This is a genomic window from Bacillus sp. A01H, assembly GCF_045277205.1.
Lineage (GTDB): Bacteria > Bacillota > Bacilli > Bacillales > Bacillaceae_G > Bacillus_A > Bacillus_A paranthracis.
Genome location: NZ_CP117702.1, coordinates 3,450,642 through 3,466,008, shown reverse-complemented (window position 1 = coordinate 3,466,008; position 15,367 = coordinate 3,450,642). Strand labels below are relative to the sequence as shown.

The following is a 15,367-nucleotide window of genomic DNA, read 5'->3' as shown; positions in this document are numbered from 1 at the left end:
AAGGTCAATTTGTTTAAAAAAGGCATCACAAAACTAAACCAGTAACGAATGTAATTTACTGGAAAATAATGAAAGGTAGCGATGACAAAATTTTATGTCATTCTTTCACACACCTTCCAGGCGTAAAAAGTTGGTGGCTACGTAGTAGCGCATCCACCAATCGCACAAATTTTCTTGCGGTTAGAACGAGTGCACGTTTGTGTTGATGTTTTGGTACTTCATTATATTTTTTCACGTAATACTCTTGATAATCTGATACATGCTTTCTTACTGAATTGGCGGCTTCAACTAAGTAATAACGCAAGTAATGATTACCTGTACGGGATAATGAAGTATCTTCGGCTGTAAAACGACCGGATTGGTGCTTTCGCCAGTATAATCCAGCGTATTTGGCTATTTTTGTTTCATCGTCAAATCTTTCGATTTGGCCAATTTCAGCAATGATACCGGCAGCGAAAACAGGGCCTACTCCAGGAATAGATTCAAGTGTTTGGGTCAAACCAGCCATGATTTTTTTAATAGACTTTTCTAATTCCTTGATTTGCTGTTGAAACGTACGAATGACTGCGATGGATGTACCTAAGATGACATCTATTGAATCTTCTACAACCTTATCCAAGCGATAAGAAACTTTCACAGCTTTGTGAATGGATGCTGCTACGCATTTTGGATCACCAAAACGGTTTCGACTTTTTTTCTGTAGGAACTCAGCGAGTTCTTCTAAAGGCATATTAGCGAGTTCCTCTAAGCTGAATTTTTCAAGAAATAGTTCTGTCATGGCGCTACCGAATACGGAAGTATCCACCTCTTGTGAAAATGTATTACATTTAAAACTTAGGTGTTGAAGAAAGTGTTGTTTTTCTTTCGTTAACATTTTGACAAGTTGGTATCGTGATCGAGTTAATTGCTGCAGTGCCACGTACTGGCTTTCTTTTACGATAGACATTTGATTACGGCCAAATCGTAAGTAATCAGCAATGACAAAGGCATCAATCTCATCGGTTTTATTCATGTCAGAATAACTTTTCTTAAAATTTGCGACTTGCTTTGGGTTTAGGAGAAATACTTTTGCTCCAAAACGCTGTAAATCTATATCATGGTGAAGAAACATAGAAGGATGAAAGCTGTAAACAGAGGTGGATTCTAGACCAATCTTAAGGATGTCGACCTCTTTACCTGCAACACACTGTAATAATTTTTCTTTGAGTGTAGTAGCTCCCGGTAGGTCATTACTGACCGAAAAAGAATCCAGTTTTTCTCCATCACCATTTAAAAAGCAAACTTTCATATCAAACGAACTTACATCTAAACCAACAAATAATCTCATGTAAGAGACCTCCCTTCTATATTAGAATCATTTCTTGGACGTCTCGAGATATCTCTAGTGTGTACGCCGACCAACAACCTCGTGTATGAGAGCTAGTCCTGAATCGAAAGCCGCCCTAGAGCTACTATCATCTAGGTTCGAGGGTCAGGCTGCTCAGCCTGCGAGTAGGGAGTCCCGCACGTTCACTGAGAAACACTCTTCAAATGTGGTAAATCCACAGGAGGTGAAAGAATTGTCCCAAATGATCCTAAAATCATTATCTAGAAATATCTTGGGACGTCCAAGTATTTTTATTTATAGGGCTCTTATTAAGAAGAAAATCTAAGCCTGTAATAGGGCTTAAATATTAATATACGAGGAGGTGAGAAAGAAAATGACGGTGAAAATTGACGTTAAAGGACCGATTATTTCAAATGATGAAGTTTGGATTTATGATTGGTTTGAAATGGATGCTACAAGTCCGGGTAAGATTTCAAAAGAGCTTGATAATGCGAATGGTGAGGATTTAATTGTTTCAATTAATAGCCCAGGTGGTTATGTAGATGAGGGTTCAGAAATTTACACGGCATTAAAAAATTATCCTGGTCATGTGGAAGTTCAAATTGTTGGTTTAGCAGCAAGTGCGGCTTCTATTATTGCAATGGCTGGCGATAAGGTTCGTATTTCACCAACAGCACAAATCATGATTCATAATGCATCAATGTTGAGTGGTGGAGACCATCGCGATATGACAAAGGCGGCCGAGATGTTAAAAATAACAGATCGTACACTTGTAAATGCCTATGTCATTAAAAGTGGTAAATCAGAAGAAGAACTACTTAATATGATGGCGGAAGAAACATGGATGGGTCCACAACAAGCTTTAGAAAATAATTTTGTGGATGAAATAATGTTTATGGAGAATTCGCTTAAAATGACAGCTTCAATTGCCAATTCTGCCATGATTCCGCAAAAAGTAATCGATGGCTTTAGAAGCGGAACGCTGAGTAAAGGTAAACCACAAGGAATTACAAAAGAAGATTTAAACGCAGCTTTATCAGGATTAAAAAATGAAATTCTGAATGATTTACAAACGAATCAAAATCCAAAAGAGCCTATTCAAGAGCCTGTTAAACCGAAACAGAATCTGAGTACGCTCTTTTTAAATTTAGGAGGAAAATAAAATATGGTTATTAAATTTAATAATTTTGAAGAAAAGAAACTAGCATTCGCGAAAGCAACACAGGAAGGTACAGCAGAAGAACAAACAGTAGCATTAAACTCCATGATTGAAGCACTCGCTACAGATGTACGAGCTGATATTTTAAATCAAGTAAATGAATCAATGGTAGATCGTTCTATTATGCAATCTCGCGGTGCAAATGTATTAACAAGTGAGGAGATGAAGTTCTTTAATGCGGTTGTTGAGGAAGGTGGATTTAAGTCCACTGAAACTTTACCTAAAACAACTCAAGAACGTATTTTTGATGACTTAGTTGAAGATCATCCTTTCTTACAACATATTGGTTTAGAGAACTTAGGTGCAGTAACAGAATTCATTTACGGAGATCCAGAAGGCGCAGCGGTATGGGGACCATTATTTGATGATATTAAAGGGCAATTAAATGCTACATTCCGTAAAGATAGCATTTCACAACTTAAATTAACGGCATTTATTCCATTAGCAAATGACATGCTGAAACTTGGGCCTGTATGGGTAGAACGTTATGTTCGTACAATGATTACAGAAGCAATGAAAGTAGGTTTAGAGCGTGGATTTGTAGCTGGTACGGGTAAAAATGAACCTATCGGATTATTAAAAGATCCAAGTGGAAGTGTTGTGAATGGAGTATATCCTGATAAAAAGCCAGTAGGAACTTTAACATTTGAACCAGGTCGCAAAACAATCAATGAATTAAAAGGCGTTGTTAAATTACTGGCTAAAAAGTTAAACGCTGATGGTTCAGATGCAGATCGACCAAAGAATATCGCTGGTAAAGTTGTTATGGTAACTAATCCATTTGATACTTTTGATATCCAGGCAAACGCGACAATTCAAAACGCAGCTGGAGTATATGTAACTAGCTTACCATTTAACCCAATCCTTACAGAGTCAGTGTTTGTACCTCAAGGAAAAGTATTATTCTTTGTTAAAGGTCAATATGTTGCAGCAATGGGTGGAACAGAGCCAATCAAGAAATATGAAGAAACACTAGCTTTAGAAGATGCGACAGTTTATATTGCTAAACAATATGCTACAGGTAAACCAAAGGATAAATACACTTCACAAGTTTATACATTGAAACTTGAAGAAGTAACGCCATCGACACAAGGATGATGTGAATGGATACAGTGATTTCAACTGAAATATTACAAGAATTTAAAAATAGGATGCACTTAGGTGATGATGAAGATGATAACCTAAAGCGCATCCTTTCTACGTCTAACAAGGCGTTAATTAGGGTTTGCGGAGATTATGATTTAAATAATGACGAGGAGTTCAAGGAATTAGTCTTTGAACGCTCTCGTTATGTTTATAACGATGCATTAGAGTATTTTGATAAGAATTTTTTAAGTCAGATTAATAGTTTAGGCATCGATAAAGCGTTAGAAGAAATTAAATTGGACGGTGATTAATATGCGTCCTTTTCAGTACAAGAAACCACTGAATACAGGTGATTGTAGAAATCGAATTATTATTGAACAACCTGAAGTAATAAAAGATGAATTAAATCAAGAAGTTGAAACAGGTAATTGGCAAGAAGTAAAAAAAGCGTGGGCAATGATAAAAACGGTAAAAGGTTCGGAGTACATTGAAGCTTCGGCTTCACAATCTACACGAATTTATCGGTTTGTAATTCCTTATACGACAGGTATTACAGAATTAATGCGAATTAAAATGAAGGACCGTATCTTTGATATTATCGAACCTCCAATGAATGATGATGAAATGTATCAAACGTTGACTATTATCGCAAAGGAGCATACTTGATATAAATGATTTCGAGGTGAAAAATAATGTCTATTCAGATTGGCAGACTAACAGATGAAATCACAAGGCAATTAAGAAGATATTCACAAGTGGTGAGTGAAGATGTTGATCAAATTACAGATGAATTGACGTCTGAAGGCGTTGAGAAGATTAAGAATAATATACGGAATAAAAAACTTATCCGATCAGGTTCATATGTAAAAGGTTGGACTAAAAAAAAGATTGGTAAGAGTATATTTATCCACAATAGGACTGATTACAGATTAACGCATTTACTTGAAAAAGGTCATGCGACGGCAAATGGAGGAAGGGTATTTGGTACTCCGCATATCCGTCCTGTTGAAGAATGGATGGTGACTGAATATGAAAAACGTATAGAGAAGGCGATTGAAAAATGATATTAGGTGAATTAACAAAAATCCTTGAAGCTACAGGCTATCCTGTGGCTTATTCTCATTTTACAGCAACACCAACTAAACCAGTACCAGCGCCACCTTATATTTGTTTCCTTGTGGATGGATCAGCAAATTTAATGGCTGATAACAAGGTCTACCACAAAATAAATGATTTAAACATTGAGCTTTATACAAATAAAAAAGATTTAGTTGCAGAAGCCAAACTTGAAAAAGTCCTAGACGATCATGAGATTCCTTATGAGTCATATGGGACTTTTATTGAATCCGAAAAACTATTTCAAAAAATATATGAAACGAGGTTGATGTAAATGGGTGAGAACAAAGTTACCTTCGGTTTAAAAAATGTTTATTATGCACTTTATGAAAATTTAGATGGGGTAGTAAAATTTAAAACTCCAATTCCGATTCCAGGAGCTGTTGAATTAACATTAGATCCACGTGGTGATTTAATCGAGTTCTATGCTGATGACATGCTTTATTATTCAGCAAGTAATAACCAAGGTTACGATGGAACGCTATCTATTGCGACAATTCCAGAACAATTTGCTGTAGATGTTTTAGGTGAAGAGTTAGACGAAGTAGATGGTGTATTAAATGAATTAGCTGATGCGAAAGGGAAACCATTTGCCTTGTTATTTGAATTTGATGGAGATGAAAAAGCAACACGTCACGTTATGTTTAATAACTCAGCAAGTCGTCCAACAGTTGCATCTAAATCGAAAACAAATTCGGCTGAACCAAATACGAATGAACTTAAATTTGTTTCTAGTCCGATTGATATTAATGGTAGACGTATGGTTAAGACAAAAACTACATCTAAAACAACGAAAGCAGTTTATGAGAATTGGTTCAAAGAAGTATATACAAAAAAATCAGTAGAAACACAAAAGGGAGCGTAAGTGAATGGAAAAGACAATTACAATAGATGGAAAACAAGTCCGATTAAAAAGTACAGCAGCAACAGTTAAACGTTATAAAGCTCAGTTTAGACGTGATTTATTTGCGGATATGCTCAAATTAGGAGTTATTGCTCCTTCAAATCCTCAAGCTGGCGCTACTATTGATTTAGCGAATGCAGATTTAAGTAAAGTAGATTTTGAGGTTGTTTATGATCTAGTTTGGTTATATGCAAAAACAGCAAATCCAGAAATTGCTGATCCAATTACATGGTTAGATGGTTTTGATGAGTTCCCTATCTCTGAGATTCTTCCAGAAATTATGGACATGATTCAAAGTACGATGGGTGCAAAAAAAAAATAAAGAAAAGTAATGGAGAGCAAGGGACGTTCAGTGATGAAGAATTAACCACTGATACATTCCTTGCTCTTTGTTATAAAGCGAAACTAACAAGTTGGGATTTAGAAGATATGACAATTGGTGATTGCTTTGATTACATTGCTGAATTCGCTGAAATGGAGAATCCAGACAAAGAAAAAGTTAGAAAAGCAAATCAAAAAGACTTCGATTCATTCTAAGAAAGGGGTGAGAAAATGGCGGGAAGAATTAAAGGTATTACGATTGAAATTGGTGGCGAAACCACAGGTCTTCAAAATGCTTTAAAAGACGTAAATAAACGCAGTAATGATTTAACCAAAGAGTTGAAAGATGTTGAACGGTTACTAAAGTTCGATCCCGGTAATGTGGAAGCATTAGCACAAAAACAACAGTTACTCACACAACAAATAGAAAATACAACGCAGAAATTAGATAAATTAAAGGCAGCGGAGCAACAAGTACAAGCCCAATTTCAAAACGGTAAAATTTCTGAAGAGCAATATCGTGCTTTTAGGCGTGAGATTGAATTTACAGAAGGGTCTCTTAATGGTCTGAAAAATAAGCTTGGAAATATGAAGGCTGAACAAGATAATGTAGCGAGTTCCACAAGGCAATTAGAAACATTGTTTAGCGCAACTGGGAAAAGTGTTGATGATTTTGCAGGAGCATTAGGAAATCGTCTTGTGAATGCAATTCGAAATGGAACGGCTACAAGTAAGCAATTAGAGCAAGCAATTGGAATTATTGGTCGTGAAGCATTAGGGGCAGGGACAGATATTGATAAATTACAACGTGCTCTTCGTTCTGTGGATGCTGGAAACTCAATACGGCAAGTGCAAAATGAACTAAGAGATTTACAACAAGAAGCTGGCAGGACGGAGAAAAAATTTGAAGGCTTAAAAGTAGGGCTTGAAAATGTTATTGGTGGTTTAGCGGCTGGTGGCGGAATTGCAACTGCAATTGAAAAAGCAATGGATATGTCAAAGTTACAAACGAAAATTGATATAGCTTTTGATGTTCCAGAGTCATCGAAAAAATCAGTAGAGGAAGCTGTAAGGGGAATTTCAGCTTATGGAGTGGATGCTGAAGCATCTTTAGAAGGTGTACGCCGGCAATGGGCTTTAAATAAAGGCGTAAGTGATGAAGCGAATGCAGCTATCGTAAAAGGAGCGGCCGCAATTGCACAATCCTATGAAGGTATAGATTTTACTGAGCTAATTCAAGAAACAAATGAAATCGGCAATGAATTGGGAATATCACAAGAAGGCGCTCTTGGGATGGCTGATGCATTACTAAAAATGGGCTTTCCACCGGAACAATTAGATATTATTGCTGAATATGGTGGGCAATTAACACGGGCTGGATATAGTGCTGAAGAAGTACAGGCGATTATGGAGGCTGGTGTTGATACAGGAACCTGGAATATTGATAATTTGCTAGATGGCTTAAAAGAAGGTCGTGTCAAAGCGGCTGAATTTGGTCAAGGCGTTGATAAAGCTATGACAGAAGCTCTTGAGGGTACAAAAATTTCAGCAGAACAAGTTGAAAAGTGGGGGAGAGCTGTAGCTAACGGTGGTAAAGAAGGTTCCGCAGCTATGACTGAAATTGCGCAGGCTTTATCAGAGGTTGATGACGAAACAAAACGGAATGAACTAGGTGTTAAATTTTTTGGTACGATGTATGAAGATCAAGGGCAAAATATCATTAATACTTTACTAGGTGCAAAAGAAAAAGTTGTAGATTTTGATAAGAACCAAAAAAACTTAAATGAATCTATTAAAAAAATGGATGCAAATCCAGCAGTTAAATTTCAAAAAGCAATGCAAGATTTACAAATGGCTCTTAAACCTGTTCTTGGGGTTATAGCTGATGTTGTTGCTAAAATAGCTGACTGGATTTCTAATAACCCTAAATTAGCGGCTACTTTGGCAGCTATCGCAATAGCTATTGGAGTAATTGCGGGGGCATTTATGGCTTTAGCACCAATTGTTGTCGTCATATCGAGTATAGGGGCTGCAATGATGGGGTGGGTCGCACTAATTGCCATAGTTGTAGCCGCTGTAGTTGCCTTGGGTGTACTAATTTATCAAAATTGGGATTCTATAAGGCAATGGACAATTGATGCTTGGAATGCAATTGGAGAGTTCTTAGTAGGAATATGGGATAGCATAGTACAATGGGCAAGTGAAACATGGAATAGTATTAGTGAAACTACATCAGAAGTTTGGAACTCAATTAAGGAGTTTTTAATAGGATTATGGAATGGAATAGTTGAGTTTGTTGTAACTTGGGGAACCGCCATTTTAGAAGCATACATTGGTATTTGGACATCTATTTTTAATTTCTGTATGGAAATTTGGAATGGAATTGTGGAATACCTTACTTCTGTTTTACAAGGAATAGCAACTTTCTTCACCGAAGTATGGACTTCTATTTCAACCTTCTTCCAAGAGACATGGAATGGTTTAGTTGCCTTTTTAACTCCTATTTTACAAGGGATTGCTGATTTCTTCTCTATGATTTGGAATGGTATTTCTACAGTGATTCAAACTGTATGGAATTTCATTACTCAATACTTACAAGCGATTTGGACAGCGATTTTATACTTTGCTACACCAATATTTGAAGGTATAAAGAATTTCATTTCTGAATGCTGGAATACCATTAGTTCTACTACAAGTTTTGTATGGGAAACGATTAAGAATTTCTTAGTTTCTTGTTGGAACGGGCTTGTAGCATTTGTTATGCCGATTTTCGAACAAATCAAGTCTTGGATCATTACCGTGTGGGATACAATCAGTTCCGCAACAATGACTGTATGGAATGCTGTTAAGGGCTTCTTACAATCATGTTGGAATGGATTAGTTGCTTTTGTAACGCCAATATTTAATTCAATAAAAGACTGGATCGTAAATACATGGAACACGATAAGTTCCACTACAAGTGCGGTATGGAATGCAATTAAAAGCTATCTTTCTAGTTTATGGAACTCAATTGTTTCCACAGCAAGTTCCGTATTTAATAACATCAAACAAGCTATTTCTACTGTTTGGAATATGATTAGTAGTACAAGTAGTAGTATCTGGAACGGTATTAAATCCACGCTTTCAAACATTTGGGAAGGTATTAAGTCAACAGCATCTTCAGTATGGAATGGTTTGAAAGAAGCTATTATGACTCCTGTTCGTTGGGTCACAAATGCAGTTAGTGGAGCATTTGAGGGTATGAAATCAGCGGTGTTAGGTGTATGGGATGGTATTAAAAGCGGTATTCGTACAGCTATCAATGGAATTATTCGTATCATTAATAAATTTATAGATGGATTTAATACACCAGCAGAATTGTTAAATAATATACCAGGAGTAAGTGCTCCAACTATTCCACATGTACCAATGCTTGCTAAAGGTGGAAAACCTGTAGGTGATGGTTCATTTATTACAGGTGAAGCTGGACCAGAATTATTTACGAAAAAGGGTAATTCAATCACAGTTACACCTTTATCATCAAAAGAAAAATCACTCGGCATTACTGGGACTATGAATCAATTAATGGGTGATATGAGTCGGATGATGGCTAGTTCTATGAGTCAATTAGCAGGATTAAAGTCTGTTATGAGTGGTGTATATGGAAGTATGTCCAATAGTAGACAAGCTATGACAAATACGGTTGCAAACCAAGTGTTTAATTATTCTCCTGGACAACCAGGTGGAAATGGAATGATTCCAACACAAGGTGGAGATTTGATTATTGAAGTGCCAGTTGTTTTAGAGGGACGAGATGTGGCGCGTGGTACTTATCGATATACGAAAGAGTATCAAGAAAGAGAAGAGCAAAGAAACTCAGCCTTTTAGGTTTGGGTTTCTTTTATTTTATAAAGGAATGAGGTGTCAGCATGAGTTCTTTTACATTTAATAACGAACGAAAAGACTTTATTCAAATCGCAAAAGGATGGAAAAGACCAACTTGGGCGCCATTAAAAAGGAATTTTCTAAGTGTTCCTGGTTATCCAGGTGCAAGACTATTAAACACACAAACAGAAATGCGTGTTCTATCTATTCCTGTAGGAATTATCGTTCCTGATGGATCTGATTTAGAAATCATAAAAGAAGAAATTGCGGATTGGTTAATTACAGATCAACCAACAGAGCTTATTTTCGATGTAGAACCAAATAGAACATATTTAGCTGTTGTAGATGATAGCTTTGATCCGGATGAATTTGTAACACTTGGAATCGGTACAATTAAATTTATTTGTCCAATGCCTTATAAATTAGGAAAGGTACAGACTCACACTTTCACACAAAGTTGGTCTACTGAGATTACTTCTTATTTCACGAATAAAGGAAGCGTAGAAGCTCCGGCATTAATTGAAATGACTGTAAAAAAACCAAGCACTTTTTTAGATGTATGGTTTGGTAAATATCCTTTAGAACGAAACTATTTCCGTATTGGTTATCCCTTAACTGTGGAAGAAACAACGGTACAAGAGCGTGAGCGTGTGTTATGGGATGAAATGGCTTCACCTATAGGTTGGACTCCTGTTACGGGACAAGTTGAAGAAATGAAAGGTACAGGTAGTTTTAAATCAAGGGATGGTTACGCGTTATATTGTGAAGATTACGGACAAGAGAAAGGATTCCACGGAGCGATAGCTAAGAAAAACATTCCAGGCGGCCCTATTCAAGATTTCGAAATGGAAGCATGGGTGCGTTTGAAATCTAAAAGTATTGGGGAGATGGGGCGTGTCGAGGTATTGCTTTTGGATGATGCAAGTAATATTGTCGCACGAATCAATATGAGCGATTTATATTGGGATGCTGAAATCACAAAAGCTTACATGCGAATTGGAAATGCCGGAACACCCAACAGTATACGAAAATTAGTAGATACAAGCGGAGCGCACCCTAATACATTTAATCAATTTTACGGTAGGTTACGTATTGCGAGAAGAGGTAAAGAGTGGACTGTTTATGTAGCTCGTTTCAGAGATGGGACAGAAATCGATGATGCTTCAATTGTTGAGCGTTGGATCGATGAAACGGGAAATCCGATGACTAACCGAAAAATTGCACAAGTTATGATTGCGGTATGTAAGTGGGATAACAACCAACCTGTTGATGTAATACAAATAGATGATTTAAAGATTTGGAAAATAAATAAAGTTCCTTCTAATACAAAGCCTTATATTTTCGATGCAGGAGACAAAGTGATAATTGATACAGAAAGAAGTCTTGTTACGATTAACGGAAAAGATGCTATCAATATTAAAGACATATTCAGCGAATTTCCTAAGATTATACGTGGAGATAATCGTATTGATATTATGCCACCAGATGTTGCAGCTACAATCAGTTACAGGGAGAGATATAGATGAGAACGCCAAGTGGTGAATTGCATGTTGTTGATTTTAAAACAGAACAAATTGTAGCATCTATTCAGCCTATAGATTATTGGGATGATAAAAGACATTGGGAAATCAAAAATAACATTGATACATTAGAGTTTCATGTATTTGATAATACAAGGCATTCATCCACACTTATGCAACAAAACTTAGTATTAAAAGAAGTGCGCGATGGTCGAATTGTTCCATATGTAATTACTGAAATTGAAAAGAATTCCGATGATAGATCAGTAATTGCTTATGCATCAGGAGAATGGATTCAACTTGCTAAAGCTGGAATTATCCCTCCACAAAAATTAGAAGGTAAGACAGTAATTGAAATGGTTGATATCGCTCTTGCAGGTACGAAGTGGAAAAAAGGAAATTTAGAATATGCTAGTTTCCGTTCTATGACTATCGATGAATTTATTGATCCATTAAGCTTTCTAAAAAAGATAGCATCATTATTTGAACTAGAAATACAGTACCGTGCTGAAGTTGTAGGCTCTCAAATCGTTGGACGTTATGTAGATATGGTAAAAAAGCGTGGTCAAGAAACAGGGAAAGAAATAACCCTCGGTAAAGACTTGCTAGGAATTAAACGGATTGAAAACTCCCAAAACATTTGTACAGCCTTACTAGGTTTCGTAAAAAAAGAAGGCGGAGAGTTTATTACCATTACGGAAATAAATAATGGTGTCCCTTATCTTGTGGACAGCGATGCATTTCAAAGGTGGAATGAGAAAGGGCAACATAAATTTGGATTCTATAGTCCCGAGACAGAAAACGAAGACATGGATTCAAAACGTTTAATGACTCTTATGAATACAGAGTTAAAAAAACGTGTAAATTCTTCTGTTTTTTATGAAGTTGAAGCACAATCAATCGGTCGTGTATTTGGACTATCTCATGAGTTAATTAATGAGGGCGATACGATTCGAATAAAGGACACTGGATTCACACCTAAGCTTTATTTAGAAGCAAGGGCGATTGTTGGTGATGAATCGTTTAAAAATCCATTGCAAGATAAATATGTATTTGGGGATTATCATGAGATTATTGATCCGAATGAAGAATTAAGAAAGATTTATAACCGTATCCTCAGTTCATTAGGTAATAAACAAGAAATGATAGATCAGCTAGATAAATTGGTTCAAGAAGCTAACGAAACAGCTAGTAATGCAAAAAAAGAATCAGAAGCAGCAAAAATACTGGCTGAAAAAGCGCAAGAAAATATTAAAAATAACACGGTAGATATCATTGAAGCAATGAACCCACCAACAACAGGTCTTAAACCTTTTAAAACACTGTGGCGTGATATTAGTAACGGTAAGCCCGGCATATTAAAGATATGGACAGGTACAGCTTGGGAATCGGTCGTACCAGATGTTGAATCTGTAAAAAAAGAAACATTAGATCAGGTTAATAAAGATATTGAAACTACAAAAATAGAGTTAAATCAAAAAGTTCAAGAAGCACAGAATCAGGCGACAGGGCAGTTTAATGAAGTGCAGGAAGGTTTACAGGGTGTAAGCCGTACAATTTCCAATATCGAAAACAAACAAGGTGAAATCGATAAGAAAGTAACTAAGTTTGAACAAGATTCTAGTGGATTTAAAACTTCTATCGAAACGTTAACGAAAAAAGATACTGAAATTAGCAGTAAATTAAATACGGTTGAATTAACTGTGGAAGGCACAAAGAAGACGATTTCCGATGTACAACAAACAACTAATGATTTAAAGAAAACAACTACTGACATAAAAGAAGAAGCTGGGAAAATTTCTACAAAATTAGAGCAGGTTGAAGCTCGTACAGTAGGCGGTGAAAATTGGCTTATTAACACTGGACCAAACGAAAAACCACAAACAATTGGAATGGTCGGAGGTGCCCAAGTAAACAAAGCTAAATTCGCTGTACAGCCTGGTGAATACATCGTGTTAGAGTGTTCGGATCATACCGACTCTTTCTATCAATTCCATTTAGATAATACAAAAATGGGAGACTTTGAAAAAAGTAAAGACATGACACTCTCTCTGGATTTACAAAATGACGTTCATGTTGACTTCATTTTATTCCAGTTTATCAATGGCGTATGGAGTGAAAATGTACAAAAGGGAGTACCTGCATCAAATGTTTGGAAACGTGAGGTATGGACATTCAATATTGATACGCGCGCTACTGGTTGGGGATTACGTTTAAGATTCGCCAGAAATACAAATTCCATTGGTAAAAGATTCAGATTCAAAAAAACCAAACTTGAAAAAGGGTCAATTCCCACTGATTTCAGTAAGTCAACTTATGAGTTGGAACAAAGTGTGGATGGCGTAAAAACTACTGTAACAAATGTTCAAAATAGCCAAGCTGGATTTGAAAAGCGTATGTCTAATGTGGAGCAAACAGCAAGCGGACTATCCTCCACAGTTAGTAATTTAAATAATGTAGTATCCGATCAAGGGAAAAAGCTTACTGAAGCTAATACTAAACTTGAACAACAGGCAACCGCAATCGGAGCAAAAGTTGAGCTTAAACAAGTAGAGGATTATGTTGCTGGTTTTAAGATTCCAGAGTTGAAGCAAACAGTTAATCAGAATAAACAAGATTTATTAGATGAATTAGCTAATAAGCTTGCAACTGAGCAATTTAACCAGAAGATGACTTTAATCGATAACCGTTTCACTATCAATGAACAGGGTATCAATGCAGCTGCCAAAAAAACAGAAGTATATACAAGAATACAAGCGGATGGAGAATTCGCTAAAGATTCCTATGTAAGAGATATGGAATCCCGTCTTCAGTTAACAGAAAAGGGCGTTAGTATATCGGTAAAAGAAAATGATGTAATAGCAGCCATTAACATGAGTAAAGAAAACATTAAGTTAAATGCTGCACGAATAGATTTAGTTGGTAAAGTTAATGCTGAGTGGATTAAAGCTGGATTGCTGAGCGGTTGCCAAATTAGAACATCAAATACGGATAACTATGTTAGTTTAGATGATCAATTTATACGTCTCTATGAAAGAGGAGTTGCTAGAGCATTTCTGGGGCATTACAGAAGAACAGATGGTGCAGTACAACCGACTTTCATCTTAGGTTCAGATGAAAAGACTAATGCTCCAGAAGGCACTTTGTTTATGTCTCAAGCAGGTGCAGGATGGCCCGGGGCTTATGCGAGCATTGGTATTAGCAATGGCATAGTTGATGGTTCAGTCCAAAAGTCTGTGTATTGGGAGTTGCAAAGAAACGGACTAAGTGTTCTAAACGCTAATGATTACCATGTTTTTTATGCTGGAAATGGAAGTTGGTATTTCAGAAGAGGGAAACCGGGGTTGTATCAAACTTCGTTAGTCGTTGAAGATAATAGTACAGATTCTGATTTAAGATTACCCAATGTAACTATACGTAATAGCCGTGCAGCAGGATATACAGGAGTTATCCAACTGAAATCATCTGTTACTCAAAATGGCTGGGGTGCTGTTCAAGGGAACTTTATGACTCCTTCACTACGGGAATATAAATCTAATATCCGTGATATTTCTTTTTCTGCCTTAGAAAAAATCAGGAATCTTAGAATTAGACAATTTAATTATAAGAATGCTGTAAACGAACTATACCGGATGAGAGAAGAGAAAAGCCCTAATGACCCACCAGTGACAACAGAAGATATTAAAACATACTACGGTTTAATTGTAGATGAATGTGATGAAATGTTTGTGGATGAAAGTGGTAAAGGTATTCACTTATATTCATACGCATCCATTGCAATGAGAGCTTTACAGGAAGTTGATGCAACGGTACAGGAACAGGAGGTAGAAATAACAAATCTAAAATTACAAGTAGCTAGTCAAGAAAATCGGATAGCCAAATTAGAAGAGTTATTACAAAAATTAATTGATCAGAAACCAGAGCAGCCATAAGCTGGTCTTTTTTATTTTACACAAAATATGGCTTTGATTAATTTCAATTCATAGATCAAGAGGAGCGACTTCGCTTTT

The 15,367-nt window shown here is 36.4% G+C and carries 12 protein-coding genes; 11 read left to right on the top strand and 1 reads right to left on the bottom strand.

Translation table 11 applies throughout. The annotated features are described in order from the left end of the window. Positions 1–97: 97 nt before the first annotated feature. Positions 98–1,327 (bottom strand): IS110 family transposase, encoded by a 1,230-nt coding sequence (locus PSR14_RS18260; RefSeq protein WP_098487274.1) that lies wholly within the window; start codon positions 1,325–1,327, stop codon positions 98–100. Positions 1,328–1,700: 373 nt separating this feature from the next. On the opposite strand from PSR14_RS18260, the gene PSR14_RS18255 reads away from it, so the two are divergent. From PSR14_RS18255 to PSR14_RS18205, 11 genes are all read left to right on the top strand, one after another. After that, complete coding sequence (locus PSR14_RS18255; RefSeq protein ID WP_098487250.1) at positions 1,701–2,489, top strand: head maturation protease, ClpP-related; 789 nt, start codon at positions 1,701–1,703, stop codon at positions 2,487–2,489. A gap of 3 nt (positions 2,490–2,492) precedes the next feature. Further along, the gene (locus PSR14_RS18250) at positions 2,493–3,644 is read left to right on the top strand and encodes a phage major capsid protein (RefSeq protein ID WP_098487239.1); all 1,152 of its coding nucleotides are present in this window, start codon (positions 2,493–2,495) and stop codon (positions 3,642–3,644) included. A gap of 5 nt (positions 3,645–3,649) precedes the next feature. Continuing rightward, a complete protein-coding gene (locus PSR14_RS18245; RefSeq protein WP_098487240.1) occupies positions 3,650–3,943 on the top strand; it encodes a hypothetical protein in 294 nt (97 codons plus the stop codon). Position 3,944: 1 nt separating this feature from the next. After that, positions 3,945–4,298 carry a phage head closure protein gene (locus PSR14_RS18240; protein ID WP_098487241.1) on the top strand — a complete coding sequence of 118 codons (354 nt, stop codon included), beginning with the start codon at positions 3,945–3,947 and terminating at the stop codon, positions 4,296–4,298. 26 nt (positions 4,299–4,324) lie between these two features. Then, positions 4,325–4,696 carry an HK97 gp10 family phage protein gene (locus tag PSR14_RS18235; RefSeq protein WP_098487242.1) on the top strand — a complete coding sequence of 124 codons (372 nt, stop codon included), beginning with the start codon at positions 4,325–4,327 and terminating at the stop codon, positions 4,694–4,696. Beyond that, on the top strand, positions 4,693–5,022 hold the full coding sequence (locus tag PSR14_RS18230; RefSeq protein ID WP_098487243.1) for a hypothetical protein: 330 nt from the start codon (positions 4,693–4,695) through the stop codon (positions 5,020–5,022). Before PSR14_RS18235 ends, PSR14_RS18230 begins: the two co-directional genes overlap by 4 nt. Further along, the gene (locus PSR14_RS18225) at positions 5,023–5,613 is read left to right on the top strand and encodes a major tail protein (protein ID WP_098487244.1); all 591 of its coding nucleotides are present in this window, start codon (positions 5,023–5,025) and stop codon (positions 5,611–5,613) included. 4 nt (positions 5,614–5,617) lie between these two features. Then, entirely contained in the window at positions 5,618–5,974 is a 357-nt protein-coding gene (locus PSR14_RS18220) for a hypothetical protein (protein WP_000415934.1), read from the top strand. Between the two features lie 230 nt (positions 5,975–6,204). After that, positions 6,205–9,840, top strand: coding sequence for a DUF2207 domain-containing protein (locus PSR14_RS18215; protein ID WP_098487245.1), 3,636 nt, complete (start codon positions 6,205–6,207; stop codon positions 9,838–9,840). Between the two features lie 41 nt (positions 9,841–9,881). Then, positions 9,882–11,363, top strand: a complete 1,482-nt coding sequence (locus PSR14_RS18210; RefSeq protein ID WP_098487246.1) for a distal tail protein Dit — start codon at positions 9,882–9,884, stop codon at positions 11,361–11,363. Further along, entirely contained in the window at positions 11,360–15,289 is a 3,930-nt protein-coding gene (locus PSR14_RS18205; RefSeq protein ID WP_406644043.1) for a phage tail spike protein, read from the top strand. The genes PSR14_RS18210 and PSR14_RS18205 overlap by 4 nt, the downstream gene beginning before the upstream one ends. Positions 15,290–15,367: the final 78 nt, after the last annotated feature.

Bases quoted from the DNA above. Each gene is read 5' to 3' on its own strand.
- PSR14_RS18260 (WP_098487274.1), bottom strand. From the start codon at position 1,327: ATGAGATTATTTGTTGGTTTAGATGTAAGTTCGTTTGATATGAAAGTT.
- PSR14_RS18255 (WP_098487250.1), top strand. From the start codon at position 1,701: ATGACGGTGAAAATTGACGTTAAAGGACCGATTATTTCAAATGATGAA.
- PSR14_RS18250 (WP_098487239.1), top strand. From the start codon at position 2,493: ATGGTTATTAAATTTAATAATTTTGAAGAAAAGAAACTAGCATTCGCG.
- PSR14_RS18245 (WP_098487240.1), top strand. From the start codon at position 3,650: ATGGATACAGTGATTTCAACTGAAATATTACAAGAATTTAAAAATAGG.
- PSR14_RS18240 (WP_098487241.1), top strand. From the start codon at position 3,945: ATGCGTCCTTTTCAGTACAAGAAACCACTGAATACAGGTGATTGTAGA.
- PSR14_RS18235 (WP_098487242.1), top strand. From the start codon at position 4,325: ATGTCTATTCAGATTGGCAGACTAACAGATGAAATCACAAGGCAATTA.
- PSR14_RS18230 (WP_098487243.1), top strand. From the start codon at position 4,693: ATGATATTAGGTGAATTAACAAAAATCCTTGAAGCTACAGGCTATCCT.
- PSR14_RS18225 (WP_098487244.1), top strand. From the start codon at position 5,023: ATGGGTGAGAACAAAGTTACCTTCGGTTTAAAAAATGTTTATTATGCA.
- PSR14_RS18220 (WP_000415934.1), top strand. From the start codon at position 5,618: ATGGAAAAGACAATTACAATAGATGGAAAACAAGTCCGATTAAAAAGT.
- PSR14_RS18215 (WP_098487245.1), top strand. From the start codon at position 6,205: ATGGCGGGAAGAATTAAAGGTATTACGATTGAAATTGGTGGCGAAACC.
- PSR14_RS18210 (WP_098487246.1), top strand. From the start codon at position 9,882: ATGAGTTCTTTTACATTTAATAACGAACGAAAAGACTTTATTCAAATC.
- PSR14_RS18205 (WP_406644043.1), top strand. From the start codon at position 11,360: ATGAGAACGCCAAGTGGTGAATTGCATGTTGTTGATTTTAAAACAGAA.